This is a genomic window from Vibrio atlanticus, assembly GCF_024347315.1.
GTDB lineage: Bacteria > Pseudomonadota > Gammaproteobacteria > Enterobacterales > Vibrionaceae > Vibrio > Vibrio atlanticus.
The window spans coordinates 1-22,184 of sequence record NZ_AP025460.1 but is presented as its reverse complement, the minus strand read 5'-3'; the positions used below and the strand labels follow the sequence as shown (position 1 = coordinate 22,184).

Annotated in this window: 17 protein-coding genes and 1 riboswitch; of the genes, 8 read left to right on the top strand and 9 right to left on the bottom strand. The window is 45.6% G+C overall.

The features are described from left to right. Positions 1–205: 205 nt before the first annotated feature. The 3 genes from fadB (at position 206) to acuI (ending at position 4,790) form a co-directional block, all read left to right on the top strand. On the top strand, positions 206–2,377 hold the full coding sequence (gene fadB, locus OCV30_RS00085; RefSeq protein WP_065678309.1) for a fatty acid oxidation complex subunit alpha FadB: 2,172 nt from the start codon (positions 206–208) through the stop codon (positions 2,375–2,377). A gap of 26 nt (positions 2,378–2,403) precedes the next feature. Next, the gene (fadA, locus tag OCV30_RS00080; protein WP_065678310.1) at positions 2,404–3,567 is read left to right on the top strand and encodes an acetyl-CoA C-acyltransferase FadA; all 1,164 of its coding nucleotides are present in this window, start codon (positions 2,404–2,406) and stop codon (positions 3,565–3,567) included. A gap of 242 nt (positions 3,568–3,809) precedes the next feature. Beyond that, positions 3,810–4,790, top strand: a complete 981-nt coding sequence (acuI, locus tag OCV30_RS00075; RefSeq protein WP_065678311.1) for an acrylyl-CoA reductase (NADPH) — start codon at positions 3,810–3,812, stop codon at positions 4,788–4,790. A 103-nt stretch (positions 4,791–4,893) separates the two neighbouring features. On the opposite strand, the gene OCV30_RS00070 is transcribed toward acuI, so the two are convergent. Both OCV30_RS00070 and OCV30_RS00065 read right to left on the bottom strand, forming a co-directional pair. After that, positions 4,894–5,835 carry a LysR family transcriptional regulator gene (locus OCV30_RS00070; RefSeq protein ID WP_065678312.1) on the bottom strand — a complete coding sequence of 314 codons (942 nt, stop codon included), beginning with the start codon at positions 5,833–5,835 and terminating at the stop codon, positions 4,894–4,896. Between the two features lie 156 nt (positions 5,836–5,991). After that, positions 5,992–6,177: a hypothetical protein gene (locus OCV30_RS00065; protein ID WP_004736674.1), complete on the bottom strand. Its 186-nt coding sequence runs from the start codon at positions 6,175–6,177 to the stop codon at positions 5,992–5,994. A gap of 149 nt (positions 6,178–6,326) precedes the next feature. On the opposite strand from OCV30_RS00065, the gene tusA reads away from it, so the two are divergent. Next, positions 6,327–6,578 carry a sulfurtransferase TusA gene (gene tusA / locus OCV30_RS00060; RefSeq protein WP_004736675.1) on the top strand — a complete coding sequence of 84 codons (252 nt, stop codon included), beginning with the start codon at positions 6,327–6,329 and terminating at the stop codon, positions 6,576–6,578. 83 nt (positions 6,579–6,661) lie between these two features. On the opposite strand, the gene OCV30_RS00055 is transcribed toward tusA, so the two are convergent. Further along, positions 6,662–6,916 (bottom strand): hypothetical protein, encoded by a 255-nt coding sequence (locus OCV30_RS00055; protein WP_004736676.1) that lies wholly within the window; start codon positions 6,914–6,916, stop codon positions 6,662–6,664. A 151-nt stretch (positions 6,917–7,067) separates the two neighbouring features. Further along, a complete protein-coding gene (locus tag OCV30_RS00050; protein ID WP_017077289.1) occupies positions 7,068–7,622 on the bottom strand; it encodes a TMEM165/GDT1 family protein in 555 nt (184 codons plus the stop codon). Between the two features lie 34 nt (positions 7,623–7,656). After that, positions 7,657–7,832: riboswitch (yybP-ykoY riboswitch) on the bottom strand. 210 nt (positions 7,833–8,042) lie between these two features. On the opposite strand from OCV30_RS00050, the gene glyQ reads away from it, so the two are divergent. From glyQ to OCV30_RS00030, 4 genes are all read left to right on the top strand, one after another. Then, on the top strand, positions 8,043–8,957 hold the full coding sequence (gene glyQ, locus OCV30_RS00045) for a glycine--tRNA ligase subunit alpha (RefSeq protein WP_009848159.1): 915 nt from the start codon (positions 8,043–8,045) through the stop codon (positions 8,955–8,957). 2 nt (positions 8,958–8,959) lie between these two features. After that, a complete protein-coding gene (gene glyS / locus OCV30_RS00040) occupies positions 8,960–11,026 on the top strand; it encodes a glycine--tRNA ligase subunit beta (protein ID WP_065678313.1) in 2,067 nt (688 codons plus the stop codon). A 202-nt stretch (positions 11,027–11,228) separates the two neighbouring features. Then, positions 11,229–13,316 (top strand): alpha-amylase, encoded by a 2,088-nt coding sequence (locus OCV30_RS00035; RefSeq protein WP_065678314.1) that lies wholly within the window; start codon positions 11,229–11,231, stop codon positions 13,314–13,316. 255 nt (positions 13,317–13,571) lie between these two features. Beyond that, on the top strand, positions 13,572–14,822 hold the full coding sequence (locus OCV30_RS00030) for a valine--pyruvate transaminase (RefSeq protein WP_065678315.1): 1,251 nt from the start codon (positions 13,572–13,574) through the stop codon (positions 14,820–14,822). A 230-nt stretch (positions 14,823–15,052) separates the two neighbouring features. On the opposite strand, the gene OCV30_RS00025 is transcribed toward OCV30_RS00030, so the two are convergent. From OCV30_RS00025 to dnaA, 5 genes are all read right to left on the bottom strand, one after another. Continuing rightward, positions 15,053–15,487, bottom strand: a complete 435-nt coding sequence (locus OCV30_RS00025) for an Hsp20 family protein (RefSeq protein WP_009848140.1) — start codon at positions 15,485–15,487, stop codon at positions 15,053–15,055. Between the two features lie 504 nt (positions 15,488–15,991). After that, the gene (gene gyrB, locus OCV30_RS00020; protein WP_017081727.1) at positions 15,992–18,409 is read right to left on the bottom strand and encodes a DNA topoisomerase (ATP-hydrolyzing) subunit B; all 2,418 of its coding nucleotides are present in this window, start codon (positions 18,407–18,409) and stop codon (positions 15,992–15,994) included. Between the two features lie 17 nt (positions 18,410–18,426). Beyond that, a complete protein-coding gene (recF, locus tag OCV30_RS00015) occupies positions 18,427–19,506 on the bottom strand; it encodes a DNA replication/repair protein RecF (protein WP_065678316.1) in 1,080 nt (359 codons plus the stop codon). A gap of 74 nt (positions 19,507–19,580) precedes the next feature. Continuing rightward, a complete protein-coding gene (gene dnaN / locus OCV30_RS00010; protein ID WP_010433159.1) occupies positions 19,581–20,681 on the bottom strand; it encodes a DNA polymerase III subunit beta in 1,101 nt (366 codons plus the stop codon). A gap of 81 nt (positions 20,682–20,762) precedes the next feature. Next, positions 20,763–22,184 (bottom strand): chromosomal replication initiator protein DnaA, encoded by a 1,422-nt coding sequence (gene dnaA / locus OCV30_RS00005; RefSeq protein ID WP_009848136.1) that lies wholly within the window; start codon positions 22,182–22,184, stop codon positions 20,763–20,765.

The following is a 22,184-nucleotide window of genomic DNA, read 5'->3' as shown; positions in this document are numbered from 1 at the left end:
GCGGCGAAGTGTATCACGCGTGAATAATAAGGGTTAGAGGATCTGTGCTGTCGCACAATGTTAAACAATTGTTTAAAAAATGTATTGAAATTAATCAAGCAGAGGTACAGACTAGAATAACTGGTCTTACCAGGTGCTCTACAATAATAGAAAGATAACAAGATTCTCTCAAACAATCGTGGATTGTATGTCATGGAGATAGACAATGATTTACCAAGCTAACACTCTACAGGTAAAGGAATTACAAGATGGTATTGCGGAATTAAGCTTCTGTGCACCGGCATCTGTAAACAAACTCGACCTTGCAACTTTAGAATCACTAGATAAAGCGTTAGATGCTCTTAATGCTCACGCAGGATTACGTGGTTTAATCTTAACTTCAAACAAAGACGCGTTCATTGTGGGCGCAGACATCACTGAATTTCTTGGCCTATTTGCTAAGCCAGAAGCAGAACTTGATGAATGGTTAAGATTCGCTAATTCAATCTTCAGCAAGCTCGAAGACCTTCCTGTCCCAACTCTTTCAATGATGCGTGGCCATGCCCTTGGCGGCGGCTGTGAATGTGTACTCGCTACCGATTTCCGTATCGGTGACAAGACCACCAGCATAGGTCTACCAGAAACCAAACTTGGCATCATGCCTGGTTTTGGTGGTTGTGTGCGCCTGCCTCGTGTTATCGGTGCTGACAGCGCGATGGAAATTATCACTCAAGGCAAAGCATGCCGTCCAGATGAAGCGCTTAAAGTTGGCTTGTTAGATGCGATTGTTGAAACAGACCAGTTACTAGAGTCGGCAATCAACACTATTTCTCTAGCAGCCAATGAGAAACTCGATTGGCAACTACGTCGTAAACAAAAAACATCAGCACTTTCACTAAGCAAACTAGAAGCGATGATGAGCTTTACCATGGCGAAAGGCTTAGTTGCTCAAAAAGCAGGGCCTCATTACCCAGCACCAATCACTTCGGTTATCGCTATCGAAGAAGCAGCACGTAGCGATCGCGATGCAGCACTAGACATCGAGCGTAAACACTTCGTTAAGCTAGCAAAATCTGAAGAAGCGAAAGCATTGGTCGGCTTATTCCTTAATGACCAATACATCAAAGGCTTAGCAAAACAAGCTGGTAAGTCTGCGAATAAAGCAACTGAACGCGCAGCAGTACTTGGCGCTGGCATCATGGGTGGCGGTATTGCTTACCAGTCAGCATTGAAAGGAGTGCCAGTGATGATGAAAGACATCGCACAGGCGTCTCTAGACCTTGGTATGAACGAAGCTTCTAAGTTGTTGAATAAACGCTTATCACGCGGTCGCCTAGATGGATTCAAGATGGCAGGCATTCTGTCTTCTATTACTCCAAGCCTACATTATGCAGGTGTTGAGCAATCGGATGTGATTGTGGAAGCGGTTGTAGAAAACCCGAAAGTAAAAGCGGCAGTTTTGAGCGAAGTGGAAGGTTTGGTTGGTGAAGACACGGTTCTAACGTCAAATACCTCAACGATTCCGATTAACCTGTTAGCGAAATCTTTGAAGCGCCCAGAGAACTTCTGTGGCATGCACTTCTTTAACCCAGTACACCGCATGCCTTTGGTTGAGATCATCCGCGGAGAGCATACTTCAGAAGAAACCATCAATCGTGTGGTTGCTTACGCAGCGAAGATGGGTAAATCCCCTATCGTTGTTAACGACTGCCCAGGCTTCTTCGTTAACCGTGTACTTTTCCCTTACTTTGGCGGTTTCAGCATGTTGCTACGCGACGGTGCTGACTTCACTAAGATCGATAAAGTCATGGAACGCAAGTTCGGTTGGCCAATGGGCCCAGCTTACTTGCTAGACGTTGTAGGTTTAGACACAGCACACCACGCACAAGCAGTAATGGCGCAAGGTTTCCCAGAGCGTATGGGTAAAGAAGGTCGTGATGCAATTGACGCACTTTACGTCGCTGAAAAATACGGCCAGAAGAACGGCAGTGGTTTCTACACGTACAGCGTAGACAAACGTGGTCGCCCGAAGAAAACCTTCTCTGAAGACATTCTTCCTATCTTGGCTGACGTATGCCAACAGCCACAAGACTTTGATGACCAGACAATTATCCAACGTGTGATGATTCCTATGATCAACGAAGTGGTGCTTTGTTTAGAAGAAGGCATCATCGCGACACCGCAAGAAGCGGATATGGCACTGGTTTACGGTTTAGGCTTCCCTCCATTCAGAGGCGGCGTATTCCGCTACTTAGACAGTGTGGGTATTGGTAACTTCGTTGAAATGGCGAAGAGCTACCAAGACTTAGGTGCAATGTACCAAGTTCCTCAACTATTGCTTGATATGGCAGCGAAAGGCGAAAGCTTTTACGACGGCCAACAAGCAAGTTCTCTGTAACCCACATTTGGAAAAGGAATAGCAAAATGAAAAATGTAGTTGTTGTTGATTGCCTTCGTACCCCAATGGGACGTTCCAAAGGTGGAGCTTTCCGTCACACTCGTGCTGAAGATCTGTCGGCACATTTGATGAAAGGCATTTTAGAGCGCAACCCAGAAGTAAACCCTGTCGAAATTGAAGACATTTACTGGGGTTGTGTACAACAAACGCTAGAGCAAGGCTTCAACGTCGCACGTAACGCTGCTTTGCTTGCTGGTCTACCGATTGAAATTGGTGCGGTAACAGTCAACCGTTTATGTGGCTCATCTATGCAAGCTCTGCATGATGCAACCCGCTCTATCATGGTTGGTGATGCTGAAATCTGCCTTATCGGTGGTGTAGAACACATGGGTCACGTACCAATGAACCATGGTGTTGATTTTCACCCTGGCATGTCTAAACACGTAGCGAAAGCTGCCGGTATGATGGGCCTAACGGCTGAGATGCTAGGCAAAATGCACGGTATTAGCCGTGAAGACCAAGATGCATTCGCCGCTCGTTCACATGCTCGAGCACAAGCTGCAACAGTAGAAGGTCGTTTCAAGAACGAAATCCTACCAACCGAAGCTCACGCAGCAGACGGTTCACTGTTCACTCTGGATTACGATGAAGTTATTCGCCCAGAAACAACAGTTGAAGGCTTGTCTCAGCTTCGCCCAGTATTTGACCCAGCAAACGGGACAGTAACAGCAGGTACTTCATCTGCACTGTCTGATGGTGCATCGGCAATGTTGATCATGAGTGAAGATAAAGCCAACGCGCTTGGCCTGAAGATTCGTGCTCGCGTGAAATCGATGGCTATCGCAGGCTGCGATCCTTCAATCATGGGTTACGGCCCAGTACCAGCGACTCAAAAAGCGTTAAAACGTGCAGGTCTGAACATTGAAGATATGGGCGTTATTGAGCTCAACGAAGCGTTCGCTGCTCAATCTCTGCCATGTGCTAAAGACCTAGGTCTGTTGGATGTGGTTGATGAGAAAGTTAACCTTAACGGTGGTGCGATTGCACTCGGTCACCCACTGGGTTGTTCTGGCTCTCGTATATCGACCACCCTAATCAACCTGATGGAAGCGCAAGACGTGAAATACGGCTTAGCGACCATGTGTATTGGTTTAGGCCAAGGTATTGCAACGGTATTTGAACGCCCATAGCGATCACTGACTGTAATACTTGAAAGGTAATATTTTGTGCAGCTATATTTATATAGCTGCACTTTTTATTACTCGGCATCCGATAATCTATCGATTCGTTAAGCGGACTTGGCAAAAGAAAAAGTACCACCTACATCTATGCACAAAACGCATATATTCAATGTTGATGTTTCATTATTTTTTCTCGGATGATTCAACTAAAGTTACTTCAGTTTCCTAATATTCCTCCTACGGAGCAGATCATGTTTAAAGCACTTGTACTAAACCAAGAAGACAAAAAAACTATCGCATCAGTTTCTCAAATTGATGAGTCTCAATTACCAGAAGGTAACGTGAAGGTTGATGTGAGCTACTCTTCTTTGAACTACAAAGATGGTTTGGCGATAACAGGTAAAGGGCGCATTGTTCGCAACTTCCCTATGGTTCCTGGTATCGACCTTTCTGGTGTGGTTTCACAATCTGATGACCCGCGCTACAAAGCAGGCGACGAAGTTGTTCTGACGGGTTGGGGTGTTGGTGAAGGCCACTGGGGCGGTATGGCTGAGAAAGCTAGCCTAAATGGTGACTGGTTAGTGCCAATGCCTGCAGGTCTTGACGCTAAGAAAGTAATGGCGATTGGCACAGCTGGCTTCACTGCGATGCTTTGTGTGCAAGCTATCGTAGATGCAGGCATCAAACCTGAAGACGGTGAAATCCTAGTAACAGGTGCAAGTGGCGGTGTAGGCAGTGTATCTATCACTCTACTAAACCAACTGGGTTACAAAGTAGCAGCAGTTACTGGCCGAGCTTCAGCAAATGGTGAGCTTCTAAAATCACTAGGCGCGACACGCATTGTTGAGCGTGCTGAATTAGAAGAACCAGCGAAACCACTTGAGAAACAATTGTGGGCTGGTGCTATCGATACAGTAGGTAGCAAAGTACTTGCGAAAGTATTAGCACAAATTGATTACAATGGCGCGGTTGCAATGTGTGGCCTAGCAGGTGGTTTTGATTTACCAACCACGGTAATGCCATTCATTCTGCGTAACGTTCGCCTACAAGGTGTGGATTCAGTAATGTGCCCTCGTGAAAAACGTATTAAAGCGTGGGAACAACTGGCTGAATTACTACCTGAGTCTTTCTACAGCCAAGCGACTAAAGAAGTGTCTTTAGATGGTGCAATTCAAGCTGCAGAAGACATCACTAACGGTCAAATCACTGGTCGCGTAGTTATTAAACTATAATTGCGAATTAAACTTCCGTAACCCAGAATAACAAAGGGCTGATAGTAATCAGCCCTTTTGCGTTTTTGTCATTTGGATCGAGTAAACCAAAGCGAGACCTCCATTAACCCAAGCCAACATCCGCAATACGCTTCTGGATCAACTCACCACACTCCTCTTTTACCACCCTTCTTAACCATTGTTGCGAGGCAGAAGAATCGCAGCGTGAATGCCAAATCAGTGAGTAATCAAACGGCATAAACTCGAATGGCAGCGGTTTAACGACCAAGTCATAACGCTCAGCCACCAAGTAAGCTAAATCAGCAGGCACTGTGATCACCAACGGCATTCTATCGACAATCGCCAATGCCGCTTCAAGGTGATAAGCACGCAGCACCATTTTGCGTGGGTTTTGATTGGCTAAGGCATTGTCTAATAAAGCCTTAACGCCATCACTGATCGCAATCATCGCGTGCGGGAGTGATACATAGTCTTCAAGGCTTAAAGGCTTATCGGCTAATGGGTGGTTTTTAGATAACAGACACGACACACCGACCGGCCCCAAGACCTCTTGATGAAGTGGTGCAATGCTGCCACTCGGGCGACAAATCGCCATATCCACACGTTCGGTGCTGAGCTGTTTAAACAAATGTTCATGCTGCAACGGAGCAAACTCCAAAGAGATATTAGGAGCTTGTTCATAAATCTTAGGCAACGCATAAGGCAAGATGGTTTGCATCGCGTAGTCAGTGGTCGCAATTAAAAAACGCTCACTGCAATAGTAAGGATCGAAATCACTCGGACTAAGCAACTGACGGAATGATTCTAAAGGCTGATCAATGCGCTGGCTGATCTCGAGTGCTTTCTTGGTGGGAATAAGGTGCTGACCTTGGCGTGTAAACAGGGGATCGTTGAGTAGTTCTCTTAAGCGGCCTAATACTCGGCTGGTTGCCGACTGGCTTAGGTTAAGACGAAGCGCAGCTTGACTAACACTGCCCTCTTCAATCAATACCTTTAAGGCGACCAGTAAATTCAGGTCTCTACGATAGATGTCTTCTAATTCCACGCCACTTACCTAGCTGTATACAATTATCATTAGTCACTAAGTTGTTTATAGCATGCTTTAGATAAAAAAAATCCCGCAATTACGCGGGGAAGCCCAAGAAAATCTGGGGATAGTGTCGGAATGTTGTCGTATTGGAATTTGCTTGTTGTATTCGGGTTAGTGCTCTTGCTCCTCGGCTATGCCTTGCCAACGGCGCATCTCTACCCAAATACCAATAATCGTTGCTACTATGCCAAAAATTGGCATTAGAGAGGTCTCTGTCGATGAGCGTAGTACTAACGCACAAAAAGAAATAAAACAGAGAACTGAATAAATTGTTAATCTATCTAATCCTGTCAACATCGCCACTCCTTAGCTAGTTGCCTTTGCTTCAAGTTGTTATCAACTTGTTAATTAAGTTATAGGAAATGGTTCCGTTTGCCAAGCACTTATTGCATATTTTTTCTGCAGACGTATTATTCACTCGTTAGATAGATATAGAGATACAAACCATGACATTCAAACCTGAACTGGCAACCCACACTTTAGAAGCTGAAGGCCTGCGTTGCCCAGAGCCAGTAATGATGGTCAGGAAGACAATTAGAAACATGCAGGATGGCGATGTGTTACTGGTAAAAGCTGACGATCCTTCGACAACTCGTGATATTCCGAGCTTTTGTCGATTCATGGATCACCAGTTGGTAGGCCAAGCGACAGAAACGTTGCCTTACCAGTATTTGATCAGAAAGGGATTGGAGGCGTAACGCCCCACCGACTATCAAGTATCAAAAAAGCCGCTCGTACCTTATGTTCTTCAACAGAACTCAGAGTACGAGCGGCTTTTTGTTTATTCGTTTCTAGATTTATTTTGCAGATGCTCAAGCTGATGCTGAATTTCTCGGATATCTTTTCGCATAGGAATAATATGCGCGACCCGAATCCAAGCTTCTACCGCAAGCCCGGTCATGATCATCGAACCAGCCACCATTGGTAGCCACATGTCCGTCAACACCATGCCTAATAGTGTAAGTGCAAGACCAAAGGTAAATAGATAACTTTGGCTTTGTGGAGTAATACCCATATAACGCGTCAACATAATCATGCCCTCGTGTTCTTAACTCACAAGGTTAAAATATCATGACAAGTATGACAGTTATATGTCCATTTGCTCGATAAACCCCACAATACTGTAAGAGTATGACCTACAACACATTACTCTACTGGTTGAGTATAATAAGACTCAATACTACCGCTTAATAGAAAGCCGCTGCGATAGCCAAACCCACGAATAACAAGGCGGTGATCTTGCGAATCAGATCAAGAGGCATCTTGTCTGCCGATAACTTACCAATGATCACTACAGGCACATTCGCCAACAACATACCGATCGTTGTGCCAAGAATTACCCACGTTAATGCATCAGAATATTGAGCCCCTAAAATGGAGGTCGCAATCTGAGTCTTATCACCAATCTCAGCAATAAAGAAAGCGATAAAACTGGCAACAAATGGGCCTCGATTCGAGATCTGCTCATCGTCATCCAACTTATCCGGAATCAGAATCCAGCCCGCCATCGCAATGAAACTGACCACCAGCACCCATTTTAAGATTTCAGGAGATAAGTAATCTGCGATAACGACACCGAGCCATGCAGCAAGAGCATGATTGGCAATGGTGGCAAAGAAGATAGCCGCGATAATAGGTATCGGCTTGCGATATCGACTGGCTAATAAAAGGGATAGCAACTGAGTCTTATCACCGATCTCGGCTAAGGCGACAGTTGTAATTGAAATTGCTAAAACGCTCACGACATGCTCATTTGGGACGGAGATTATTATATTTAACCAAAGACAAACCTCGCGCCCCATCCCGGTTCACGATGCTTGTCTAAGGTCTTGCTAAGCGCCACCAAGGTGGTGGTTGCCTCGAACGCCATGATGATTTTGCATCAATTATGTTGACGGACGAACTCATTCAATAGGATATGAATAAGTAAGCTACTCCCCAAAGACCGTGAGATTTTAATCACCCACGCTTTCAAACACAAGTGTCAAAGTTATCAAAATATCCACTTGTGCCGAAAAACAAACATTAAAGGCAAAAAAATCCACTAAACGACATTTTAGACCACTAATTAAACAAGATTACCCCTACTCGCTTTACCAATATCTCGGTATACTCAGAGGTTATTTTTCTCATTCATTTAAAAGAATCGCGCGAACCTGACTATGCAAAAATACGATATCAAAACCTTCCAGGGAATGATCCTCGCGCTGCAGGATTACTGGGCACAAAACGGTTGTACCATTGTTCAACCACTAGATATGGAAGTAGGTGCTGGCACCTCTCACCCAATGACATGTCTACGTGCACTTGGCCCAGAGCCAATGTCTACGGCATACGTTCAACCTTCTCGTCGTCCGACCGATGGTCGTTACGGTGAAAACCCGAACCGCCTGCAGCACTACTATCAATTCCAAGTAGCTCTAAAACCTTCTCCAGATAACATCCAGGAGTTGTACTTAGGCTCTCTTGAAGTTCTTGGTGTCGACCCACTTGTTCACGATATTCGTTTCGTAGAAGACAACTGGGAAAACCCAACGCTAGGCGCATGGGGTCTTGGTTGGGAAGTATGGCTAAACGGTATGGAAGTGACTCAATTCACTTACTTCCAACAAGTTGGCGGTCTTGAGTGTAAACCTGTAACGGGCGAGATCACTTACGGTATAGAGCGTCTAGCAATGTACATCCAAGAAGTAGACTCTGTTTACGACCTTGTATGGAACGTAGCACCAGACGGTTCTAACGTGACTTACGGTGACATCTTCCACCAAAACGAAGTTGAGCAATCAACATACAACTTCGAGCACGCAGACGTAGATTTCCTATTCACTTTCTTCGACCAGTGCGAAAAAGAGTGTAAAGAGCTACTTGAGCTTGAGAAGCCACTTCCGCTTCCAGCTTACGAGCGCATTCTAAAAGCAGGTCACGCATTCAACATCCTTGATGCGCGCAAAGCTATCTCTGTAACAGAGCGTCAACGTTACATCCTTCGTATCCGCAACCTGACTAAAGCTGTTGCAGAGGCGTACTACGCGTCACGTGAAGCGCTTGGCTTCCCAATGTGTAAGAAGGATAAATAATCATGGCGAAGAATTTTCTAATTGAACTGGGTACGGAAGAGCTTCCACCAACGGCACTTCGTTCTCTAGCAGAAGCCTTTGCTTCTAACTTTGAAGCGGGCCTTAAAGCGGCTGAGCTTTCTCACGAAGGCATTAAGTGGTACGCAGCACCTCGTCGTCTAGCACTTAAAGTGACGGCACTGGCTGAAGGCCAAGCAGACAAAGTCGTTGAGAAGCGCGGTCCTGCAATTTCTGTCGCATTCGATGCTGAAGGCAACGCGACTAAAGCTGCACAAGGATGGGCTCGTGGTAACGGTATTACTGTTGAGCAAGCTGACCGCCTGAAAACAGACAAAGGCGAGTGGCTTCTTTTCAAACAGGAAGTAGCTGGCAAACCTGTTCAAGAATTGGTGATGGACATCGCTGCGAAAGCTCTCGCTGGCCTACCAATCCCTAAAGCAATGCGCTGGGGTAACTCAGACATTCAATTTATCCGTCCAGTGAAAACACTGACAGTACTACTAGGTGATGAGCTTGTTGAAGGCGAGATCCTAGGCGTAGCTTCTGCTCGTACTATCCGTGGCCACCGTTTCATGGGCGAACAAGAGTTCACTATCGACTCTGCTGACCAATACCCTGCGATCTTAGAAGAGCGCGGTAAAGTAATGGCAGATTACGATGCGCGTAAAGCGATCATCCTTGCTGATGCTAAAAAAGCAGCAGACGCGGTTGGCGGTATTGCAGACCTAGAAGATGACCTTGTTGAAGAAGTTACCTCTTTGGTTGAATGGCCAGTGGTGCTTACTGCTAAGTTTGAGCAAGAGTTCCTAAAAGTGCCTTCTGAAGCCTTGGTTTACACCATGAAAGGCGACCAAAAGTACTTCCCAGTGTATGACGCTGATAAGAACCTTCTACCAAACTTCATCTTCGTTTCGAACATCGAGTCTAAAGAGCCTCGTCACGTAATCGAAGGTAACGAGAAGGTTGTACGTCCACGTCTTGCTGATGCTGAGTTCTTCTTCAACACAGACCGTAAGCGCCCGCTGATCGATCGTCTTGCTGAACTAGACCAAGCTATCTTCCAGAAGCAATTGGGTACTATCAAAGACAAAACCGACCGCATCACAGAACTTGCTGGCTACATTGCTGAGCAAATCGATGCTGACGTTGAAAAGTCTAAGCGTGCAGGCCTACTGGCTAAGTGTGACCTAATGACATCTATGGTATTCGAATTTACGGATACTCAAGGTGTGATGGGCATGCACTACGCGACTCACGATGGTGAAGACGAGCAAGTAGCACTGGCACTTTACGAGCAGTACATGCCTCGTTTCGCGGGTGACACACTGCCAAGCACTGGTATTTCATCTGCAGTAGCAATGGCAGACAAGCTAGACACTATCGTAGGTATCTTCGGTATTGGCCAAGCTCCAAAAGGTTCTGACCCATTTGCGCTACGTCGTGCATCACTCGGTGTGCTACGTATCATCGTTGAAAACGGCTACAACCTAGACCTAACCGATCTGATCGGTAAAGCGAAAGAGCTACTAGGCGACAAGCTAACCAACGAAAACGTAGAAGCTGACGTTATCGACTTCATGCTAGGTCGTTTCCGCGCATGGTACCAAGATGCTGGTTTCAGCGTTGATATCATCCAAGCGGTACTAGCACGTCGTCCAACTAAGCCTGCAGACTTTGACCAACGTGTTAAAGCGGTTTCTCACTTCCGTGAACTGGAAGCAGCAGAAGCACTAGCAGCAGCGAACAAACGTGTAGGTAACATCCTTGCGAAATTCGATGGCGAACTACCAGCAGAAATCGACCTAACTCTTCTTCAAGAAGACGCAGAGAAAGCACTGGCTGAAAACGTTGAAGTCATGACGGAAGCACTAGAACCAGCATTCGCAACAGGCAACTACCAAGAAGCCCTAAGCAAGCTTGCTGATCTACGTGAACCTGTTGATGCATTCTTCGATAACGTAATGGTTATGGCTGATGATGAAGCGCTTAAGAAGAACCGTCTAACGCTACTGAACAACCTACGTAACCTGTTCCTACAGATTGCTGACATCTCTCTACTGCAAAAATAAGCACGAGTGAGTCTGTTGCTCTAATTCATACTCTGAGCAACAACAGGTAAACACCCAAAGGGAAGCGAAAGCTTCCCTTTTTGTTTTTGTGAACCAAGCATTTGTTTGTAGAGGTGTTATTGATTAACTGAATGAATCAGCACTCAGACTGTAGAGGGCATAGTTTGCTATAACTGACCTGTTTATTCAGGGGAAGGGAACAATGAAAAAAACAGTACTCGCGCTTTCAATACTCGCACTCAGCGCATGCAGCCAAACCAGTGATAACAACCTACTACTGACGATTGATAACGACACTGTCGTATTTGAATCAACAGGTAAAGGTACCGTGATTGCAGAACAGGAACTCGCTAAAGGTAGCTATACCTTCTCTATCGGCGATACTCAAAATACCTGTGGTACCAACTTTGCGCTGGCTGAAGAAAGCCGCATCAAATTCAATAAGCCCCTTCGCCTAAACGACTGCGCCGATAAATCTGAAATAGAGATTAAGATCTTTCGTGCTAACACCTACCAATTTACGCTCAACCCACAAACCAATGAACTCACGGTTCAGATAAAGCCAAAGCAGCAACAAGTACAAAGCTTTGCTTGTCCGGTTCCTAGTGATCAGCCAACCACTGTCAATGTTGCTCAGACCTTTGACGATGGCACCTTAGTTAGAGATGCTCTTTCAGGCACACAAGCGACTGTAACCAACGGCAGCGTCTCCATGCAGCCAGCAGAAAATAGCCAAGGTGTTCTGCTGCTTGAGAAAGTAGAACCAGAAACCAAGGCCGATTTTAGTTGGGACAACACCACGGTTTACTTCGTAATGACCGACCGTTTCCATAATGGTAATCCTGATAACGACAACAGCTATGGTCGCAGCCAAGACGGACAAGATGACATCGGCACCTTCCACGGTGGTGACTTGGCAGGCTTAACCGAAAAACTCGACTATATAGAATCGCTCGGTGCCAATGCTATCTGGATTACCTCTCCACTAGAGCAGATCCACGGCTGGGTTGGCGGTGGCGATCGCGGCGACTTCAAACATTATGGCTACCATGGCTACTACCACCAAGACTGGACCAAGCTCGATGACAACATGGGCACCGAAGACGAACTGAAAACCTTCATCGATACCGCGCACAGCAAAGGCATTCGCGTTGTTTGGGATGTGGTGATGAACCACACTGGCTACGCCACGCTTGCCGACATGCAAGAGTTCGACTTCGGCAAACTCAACCTTACCGATGAACAAGCTAAACAAACCCTCGGCGAAAACTGGACAGATTGGCAACCAGAAGCAGGCCAGAACTGGCACTACTTCAATAACTACATCTCTTACAGTGACAAAGAAGCGTGGGAGAAATGGTGGGGTAAAGCTTGGTTACGCAGCGACATTGGTGCTTATGACTCTCCGGGTTACAACAACCTCACCATGTCTCTGGCACACCTGCCCGATTTCAAAACAGAGTCGACAGAGACAACCGGGCTGCCTAACTTCTATCGCAATAAGTCCACCAGCGCGACCGATGAACTCCAAATCCCTCGTGACCATTTAATCACTTGGCTATCAGATTGGGTGCGCGAATATGGCGTTGATGGTTTTAGGGTCGATACCGCCAAGCACGTTGAGTTAGATGCGTGGACAGAGCTTAAAGATAGCACTAACCAAGCGCTTGCAGAATGGAAGCAAAACAACCCAGACAAAGCGTTGGATGACCTACCATTCTGGATGACAGGTGAAGTGTGGGCGCACAGCGTAGTGAAATCAGACTATTTCGCTAACGGGTTTGATTCGATCATCAACTTTGAATTCCAGAGTGATATCGCACCCAAAGCACTTAAGTGTCTATCCGATCTCGATGCTGACTACCTACGCTACGCAGACAAGATCAACAGTGACAGTGAGTTCAACGTGTTGAGTTACCTTTCATCTCACGACACCTCGTTATTCTGGACACAGCACGGCAGTGACTTTGCTAAACAAACCAAAGCTGCAAACGCGTTGATGCTGACTCCCGGTGCAGTGCAGATCTATTACGGTGATGAGATTGCACGAGATTTTGGCCCAACAGGATCAGATCCGATGCAGGGCACCCGTTCAGACATGCCTTGGGATCAAATTACAGGCGAACGAGCGGAGTTGCTGGAACACTGGCAAGCGCTTGGCCAATTCCGCCAACGCCACCCAGCGGTTGCTCAAGGCAAGCACATCATCCGTAACAGCAAGGGCTACTATGCCTTCGAGCGCCAATACCAAGATGACAAGGTGTTGGTTGTGTACACCGGCTCGAAATAACCGTTCATTGACATAAAATAGTAGAAACTAAAGGGGAAGCTTAGGCTTCTCCTTTTTTGAGCACGAAACACTCGTCCAATAAGAAAGCAGACACTCATTAGTTAAACTTTATAGAAGTTTTTTTCGTGTTAGAGCATTTGGCGCTATGCGTCGCAAAAACATTGCGGTATGTTCAAGGAACACACTGATGGTAGACATAAGGTCTGCCTTAATGACACATAACAAGCAATCACAATGAATTAGGTAAAATAAGTAATGCAGTTCTCAAAGTTTGGTGAAAAGTTTAATCGATACTCTGGAATCACTCGTTTAATGGATGATTTGAATGATGGCCTGCGAACTTCTGGTGCAATTATGCTCGGTGGTGGTAACCCAGCCGCTATCCCAGCCATGCTCGATTACTTTAACCAAGCCAGTGCCGACATGCTCGCCAGTGGAGAACTCATTGCCGCCCTCGCCAACTACGATGGTCCACAAGGTAAAGACAGCTTCATTAAGTCGTTAGCTGGAATGCTGAAAGAGACCTATGGTTGGGACATCAGCGAGAAAAACATCAGCCTGACCAACGGCAGTCAAAGTGGCTTCTTTTACCTATTCAACCTGTTAGCGGGTCAACAGCCAGACGGTTCTCACAAGAAGATATTGTTGCCGATCGCACCAGAATACATCGGCTACGGCGATGCGGGCATTGATGACGATATTTTTATCTCTTACCACCCAGAGATCGAACTGCTAGAAAACCGCCAGTTTAAATACCACGTTGATTTTGAACAGCTCAAGGTTGATGACTCGGTTGCCGCTATCTGTGCTTCTCGCCCAACCAACCCAACCGGTAACGTGTTGACCGACGAAGAAGTACGTAAACTGGATAAACTGGCGCGTGAAAACAACATTCCGCTACTGATCGATAATGCCTATGGCCTACCGTTTCCAAACATCATCTTTGAAGATGTCGAACCGTTCTGGAATGAAAATACCATTCTGTGCATGAGCTTATCTAAGCTTGGTTTACCGGGTGTACGTTGCGGTATCGTGATTGCGAGCGAAGAAGTAACACAAGCTCTGACCAACATGAATGGCATTATCAGCCTAGCACCAAACAGTGTCGGCCCTGCAATTGCCAATCACATGATTGAAAAAGGCGATTTACTGCGCTTGAGCAGTGAGGTAATAAAACCTTTCTATAAAGACAAATCTCTACGTGCGGTTGAGCTTTTACAAGAAGCGATCGATGACCCTCGCTTCCGTATCCATAAGCCTGAAGGCGCTATTTTCTTATGGCTATGGTTTGATGAACTGCCGATTACCACCATGGAGCTGTACGACCGCCTCAAAGCTCGTGGCGTATTGATTGTTCCGGGTGAATACTTCTTTATCGGCCAAGAAGACGAATGGGATCATGCCCATCAATGTCTACGCATGAACTACGTGCAAGATGATGAGGCGATGCAGAAAGGCATTTCAATCATTGCTGAAGAAGTGAAAAAGGCTTACTCAGAACAGTAATCTGAGCTTTTAGCTTACTGTAACCCAAATACAAAAAGAGCACCGACCTTCTTCAAGGTACTGGTGCTCTTTCACTTCTACTTCCCGATAATGTTTGTCACTTGAATACCCTAAATAATTGGGGGTTCAGCTAGGCGACTAGAAAATTCAGCCCTATGAGCATAGGGAACCTATGTAATTAGGGGGAATTTACGACGTCAACAACGCTGTAGCTTCAAGTATGACGGGTATTAGCCTTCTAGTAGGCTATTACCGTTGATAGCAATCTTACGTGGTTGCATCGCTTCTGGAATTTCGCGTTCTAGGTCAATGTGAAGAAGACCATTTTCCATACTTGCACCTACCACTTTTACGTAGTCAGCCAGTTGGAATTTACGTTCGAAATCGCGCTCGGCAATACCTTGATATACGAAGGTTTTCTCTGCTTCAGCTTTACGCTCACCTTTAACAATTAGCATGTTCTCTTTTTGAGTAAGGTCTAATTGATCATCTGCAAAACCAGCAACGGCCATAGTAATACGGTAGTTGTTCTCATCTTTTTGCTCGATGTTATATGGAGGGTAACCGCCAGAAGAGTTCTTCGATGTGTTCGCTTCCATCATGTTGAATAGACGATCGAAGCCGATTGCGTTGCGGTAAAGTGGAGTGAAATCTACAGTTCTCATAATGCTATCCTTTTAGTAAGCAATAGTCTTAGCTGCGAATTTTACTTAGATCGAACCTGTGTGTGACCTAGTAAACAGCTAAGGGATTCAATTCGCATTCCACGGGTTTCACCTCGTTTAGTGACAACTCTGGGACATGACAATGAATCAATTTTTAAATTGTGTGCTGCCAAAGTTATCCTCTATTGAGCGATACTCTAGCAACGGTTATGAAGGTTCTGTTTCTTCTCTTGTAGAGCAAGACAGTCATCCTCTTCACAACTAGATATGTGGATTGAACAAAATAGTTTCAAGCGTTTATTTTCAATTATTTTTCCAATCCAATATTTTTCAATCACTTAAAAACAAAAAAGACCGTCATTTCTGACAGTCTTTTCAATAAGATATTGAGTTTTTTGAAACGAAGCTATTTCGTTTTAGTTCAAGGAAGAGGCGCGGAGCATACGAATGTATGTGAGCACCTCTGACACAGAAATTAAGCGAAAGAGCGAAGTATCAAAGATACTAAACGTCTAGGTTAGCTACTTTAAGTGCGTTTTCTTCGATGAAGTTACGACGCGGTTCTACTTGGTCGCCCATCAACGTTGTAAACAACAGGTCAGCACCAACAGCATCTTCAATCGTTACTTGCATCATACGACGAGTTTCAGGATCCATTGTTGTTTCCCAAAGCTGATCAGGGTTCATCTCACCTAGACCTTTGTATCGTTGTAGGCTCAGGCCACGACGAGACTCTTTCACTAACCAGTTCAGAGCTTCAACGAAGCTAGAAACTTCTTGAGTACGCTCGCCACGCTTAATGTAAGCACCTTCTTCAATCAGGCCATCAAGTGCTTCAGAAAGATCCGCTAGCTTGCCAAACTCTTTCGAGTTAATCAGATCAATGCTCAGTACGTGTTCATGAGTTACACCATGAGTACGAACCACAATCTTAGGCACGCTTAAACCTAGCTCTTCGTGTTTTTCAACTTCAAGGCTGTATTGGCTTGCACCCGCTTCTTTACCGTTTAGCTGCTCTACTAGCTGCTTACCCCAAGCTTCAACCACCGCGTCATCATGACACTGCTCAGCGGTTAGGCGAGGAACGTAAATCAGTTCGTGAACCAATGCACGTGGGTAGCGGCGGCTCATACGATCAACGAGCTTGATGCCTGCATTGTATTGCTGAACAAGCTTCTCTAAGCCTTCACCAGCAAACGCAGGTGCTTCAGGATTTACGTGCAGTTCTGCATTGTCTAAAGCCAAAGATACTTGATACTGGTTCATCGCATCTTCATCTTTGATGTACTGCTCTTGCTTACCCTTCTTCACTTTGTAAAGTGGCGGTTGAGCAATGTAGATGTAACCACGTTCAATCAGCTCAGGCATTTGACGGTAGAAGAACGTCAGTAGCAGAGTACGGATGTGAGAACCATCGACATCGGCATCGGTCATGATGATGATGTTGTGGTAACGCAGTTTATCTGGGTTGTATTCATCACGGCCAATACCACAACCAAGGGCTGTGATTAGCGTTGCGACTTCTTGAGAAGACAGCATTTTATCGAAACGCGCTTTCTCTACGTTAAGGATTTTACCTTTAAGCGGCAGGATTGCTTGGTTCTTACGGTTACGCCCCTGCTTGGCTGATCCGCCAGCAGAGTCTCCTTCCACAATATATAGTTCAGACTGTGCAGGATCTTTTTCCTGACAGTCAGCTAGTTTACCTGGAAGACCCGCTAAATCTAATGCGCCTTTACGACGAGTCATCTCACGAGCTTTACGCGCTGCATCACGAGCACGTGCTGCATCGATAATTTTAGAACAAACGATTTTCGCTTCACCTGGGTTCTCAATTAGGAACTCAGATAGCTTCTCACCCATCGTAGACTCAACGGCAGACTTCACTTCTGAAGAAACCAGCTTGTCTTTAGTTTGGCTTGAGAACTTAGGATCTGGCACTTTCACCGAAACAATCGCCGTCAAACCTTCACGAGCATCATCACCTGATGTTGAAGTCTTCGCTTTCTTCGAGAAGCCTTCTTTGTCCATGAAGCTGTTCAAGGTACGCGTTAGTGCAGCACGGAAACCCGCTAAGTGAGCACCACCATCGCGTTGAGGGATGTTGTTGGTGAAACAGTAGATGTTTTCTTGGTAACCATCGTTCCACTGCATTGCAACTTCAACAGTGATGCCGTCATCACGCTCTGAATCAAAGTGGAAAATCTTTTGGATGATTGGTGTTTTGTTGGTATTAAGGTGTTCAACAAACGCTTGGATGCCGCCTTCGTATTCGAAGTGATCCATTTTGTCTTCTTCGCGCTTATCAATTAGCTTAATTGATACACCGGAGTTCAAGAATGATAGCTCGCGTAGGCGCTTAGCTAAAATATCGTAATGGAACTCGATGTTAGTGAAGGTTTCTTCACTCGGCCAGAAACGAATCTCTGTACCTGTTTTGTCCGTATCACCCACAACCGCTAGTGGCGCTTGAGGCTCACCGTGACAGTATGTTTGAGTGTGGATTTTGCCACCGCGGTGGATAGTAAGAGTAACTTGCTTAGAAAGTGCGTTAACTACTGAAACACCAACACCGTGCAAACCACCAGATACTTTGTACGAGTTATCATCGAACTTACCACCAGCGTGAAGAACCGTCATGATTACTTCTGCTGCTGATACTTTTTCTTCTGGGTGCAATTCTGTTGGAATACCACGGCCGTCATCGCTTACTGACACAGAACTATCTTCATGGATAGTTACAATGATGTCATTACAGTGACCAGCGAGTGCTTCATCAATAGAGTTATCTACCACCTCAAAAACCATGTGGTGCAGACCGGTACCATCATCCGTGTCGCCAATGTACATTCCAGGACGCTTACGTACCGCATCCAGACCCTTCAGTACTTTAATACTCGATGAATCGTAATTATCTGACATAGTTACTCTCTGACTAATTATCCTTGCTCTATTTTGCCATGTTCCACATGAAACATCCTGCTATTTTCGTCATGCATATCTGCAATCTGATCAGCGGTAATAGAGCTTACAAAAACTTGAGCCTGGGTTGCCTTTAAACACTCAGCAAGACGTGCTCGGCGTTGGCTATCTAATTCGGAAGCAAAGTCATCTATCAAATAGATGCACTGCTTACCTGTCATTTGAGTGAGGTGCTGCCCTTGCGCTACTCGCAGCGCGCACACCATCAACTTCAATTGACCTCGTGACAAGACATCTTCCACTGGAGTGCCGTTCACTTTTATCTTCAGATCCGCTTTGTTTGGCCCACTAAAGGTGTAACCAAGCTGCTGATCCCTTTCAAAATTATTTTCTAAAATATCGGCGTATGGGGTGTCTTTGTCCCAACCACGATAATAGTTAATCTTTATCTCAAACTCAGGAAGGAAGGTCGCACAGATTTCTTCGGCGACTTCTTTAAGCTGCTCAACGTAAGTGGCACGCCACTGGCTGATACTTTCAGCTAAACGGGCCAATTCTTGGTCCCAATAGCTTAGTTCTCGATAGTGTGTTGCCGTTTTCAATAAGGCGTTTCGTTGCTTATTGAGGCGCTTTACCCTGCCCCATGCATCATAAAAGCCGGACTCACTGTGGAAGACTCCCCAATCAATAAATGCGCGGCGATGCTTAGGTCCATCGGTTAGTAAATCAAACCCTTCCGGGTGAATCAACTGCAAAGGTAAAACCTGTGCTAACTGAGCCAATTTTTGCCCAGTTTGACCGCTTATTTTAACCTCTGTTGTGCCATCGCGCTGCTTATTAATGCCAATTGGCAGCTCAAATTGATCCGAGGTCATAAAACGGCCATGTACAAACAGCTCACTGCACTCGTTTTGTATGATACGGCCGGTGAGTGAACTCTTAAATGAGCGACCATGTCCGAGCAGATATACCGCTTCAAGGACACTGGTTTTTCCGCTCCCGTTAGCCCCTATAAGAAAGTTAAAGCCTGATGACGGTTTAATGTCACAGGCTTCTATATTTCTAAACTGCTTAACGATTAAGCGCGATAAAGGCATAACGTCTTCATATTAATCTTCAATCACGACTCGATAGGTAAACGTTGTTGATCAGTAAACATCACAAACAACGCTTATAAGCGAATAGGCATAACAACGTACATCGCGCTGTCGTCTTGTGCGTTCTCGATAAGAGCACTCGCATTGGCGTCTGACATTGAGATGCGAACTTGCTCACAACGTAGTGTGTTCAGAACATCCAATACGTAGCTTACGTTGAAGCCAATCTCTAGCGCGTCACCGTCGAAGTTAACATCTAACACTTCTTCCGCTTCTTCTTGTTCTGGGTTGTTCGCGGTAATGCGCATCTCGCTATCTACAAGATTAACGCGAACACCACGGAATTTTTCGTTCGACAGAATCGCAGCACGAGAAAATGCTGAACGTAATTCATCACAACCAGCTTCAAGTGTCTTGGTAGTATTTTGCGGCATTACGCGGCGATAATCAGGGAAACGACCATCAACCAGCTTAGAAGTGAAGACATAGTTGTTCACTTCAGCACGCACATTAGAGTTACCAATCTGCAGCGTTACCGGTTGCTCTGGTGCATCCAGTAGCTTCACTAACTCTTGCACACCTTTACGAGGAACAATGATCTGCTTCTGAGCAAAATCGGCACCCAATTGTGCTTGAGATACCGCCATACGGTGACCATCAGTTGCGACACTTCGTAGGATCGAACCTTCAATCTCAAACAACATACCGTTGAGGTAGTAACGAACATCTTGGTTCGCCATTGAGAATTGGGTTTTCTCGATAAGACCGCGTAGCTCAGCTTGTGTCACTGACACTTCAACTTCACTGCTCCAGTCTTCAATGTTTGGAAAATCTGCCGCAGGTAATGTTGCTAATGAGAAGCGGCTACGACCAGAACGAACCTGAATACGGTCGCCATCCAATACCACAGTGATCACTGAGCTGTCTGGCAAGCCACGACAGATATCTAGGAATTTACGTGAAGGTACAGTAATGCTGCCCGCTTCGAAATCACCTTCAAGCGTTACACGGCTGATCAGTTCAACTTCTAGATCCGTTGCTGTCATCGACAACACGTTATCTTCTACTTTAATCAGTAGATTTCCTAGAATTGGAAGCGTTGGCCTGCCACCGAGTGCGCCAGATACTTGTTGTAATGGCTTAATCAGGTGACTACGTTCAATGGTAAATTTCATATCTTGCTCTTACGGTCTAAATGGCACTGCGTAATAGTACGTGGCCAAGATTCTGCTTATTAAGGTTAAGAATACTGTGTATTAAGAAGAAAGGGTACGAATCAAGTTCGAATAATCTTCTTTAATGTCGTGGCTCTCTTCACGCAACTGAGCAATCTTACGACAAGCATGCAGTACGGTCGTGTGGTCACGGCCACCGAATGCATCGCCAATCTCAGGCAAGCTGTGGTTGGTTAACTCTTTAGCCAGTGCCATCGCCAGTTGGCGTGGACGAGCAACAGAACGAGAACGACGTTTAGATAATAGATCAGCAACTTTGATTTTGTAGTATTCAGCGACTGTCTTTTGAATATTATCAATAGTGACCAGTTTTTCTTGCAAGGCAAGTAAGTCACGCAGTGCTTCACGCACGAAATCGATCGTGATCGGACGGCCAGTGAAGTTTGCATTCGCAATAACGCGGTTCAATGCGCCTTCTAGCTCACGAACGTTAGAGCGTAAACGCTTAGCAATAAAGAATGCCACTTCATCCGCAAGGTGAATTTGGTGGTCTTCGGCTTTCTTCATTAAGATCGCAACACGAGTCTCAAGCTCAGGAGGCTCAATCGCTACCGTCAAACCCCAGCCGAAGCGAGATTTAAGACGATCCTCTACCCCGTTGATCTCTTTTGGATAACGGTCAGAGGTTAGGATGATCTGTTGGTTGCCTTCAAGCAGCGCATTAAAGGTATGGAAGAACTCTTCTTGAGAGCGCTCTTTATTTGCGAAAAATTGGATATCATCGATAAGCAAAGCATCAACACTACGGTAGTAGCGCTTAAATTCTTCAATCGCGTTATTTTGTAACGCCTTCACCATATCCTGAACAAAACGCTCAGAATGCATGTAAACCACTTTCGCATTCGGCTTATTATCAACAATGGCATTACCCACCGCATGCAACAAGTGTGTCTTACCTAAACCGGTGCCACCGTATAAAAACAACGGGTTATAGGCTGTTCCTGGATTATCAGAAACCTGACGTGCCGCCGCTAAACCCAATTGGTTTGATTTACCCTCAACAAAGTTATTGAACTTATGTTTTGGGTTTACGTTTGAACGGTGGTTAAGATCAACCGCTACAGGCTCTTCATCACGCCAGATATTGTGAACAGGCTTACGAGCTTGTAACTGCGCAGGTGCTGACGATTCAGCGGCCACATCAGCGGCTGTGCGGGTACGAGCTGGGGCGATAGTCTCAGATTTTGGAGCCGTAACTCGTTTGTTCCCAATTTCAAAATGAAGATGCGGGATATCATTACCACAATATTCTTGTAGCAAACGGTTAATGCTATTTAGGTACTTATCGCGCACCCAATCGAGTACAAATCGGTTTGGTGCAAATAGAGTTAGAGTATTACCATTGAGCTCCGCTTGTAACGGACGTACCCACATACTGAATTCTGTAGCTGGTAACTCTTCTTGAAGCTGTTGCAAGCATTGCAACCAAAGCGAAGATGACAC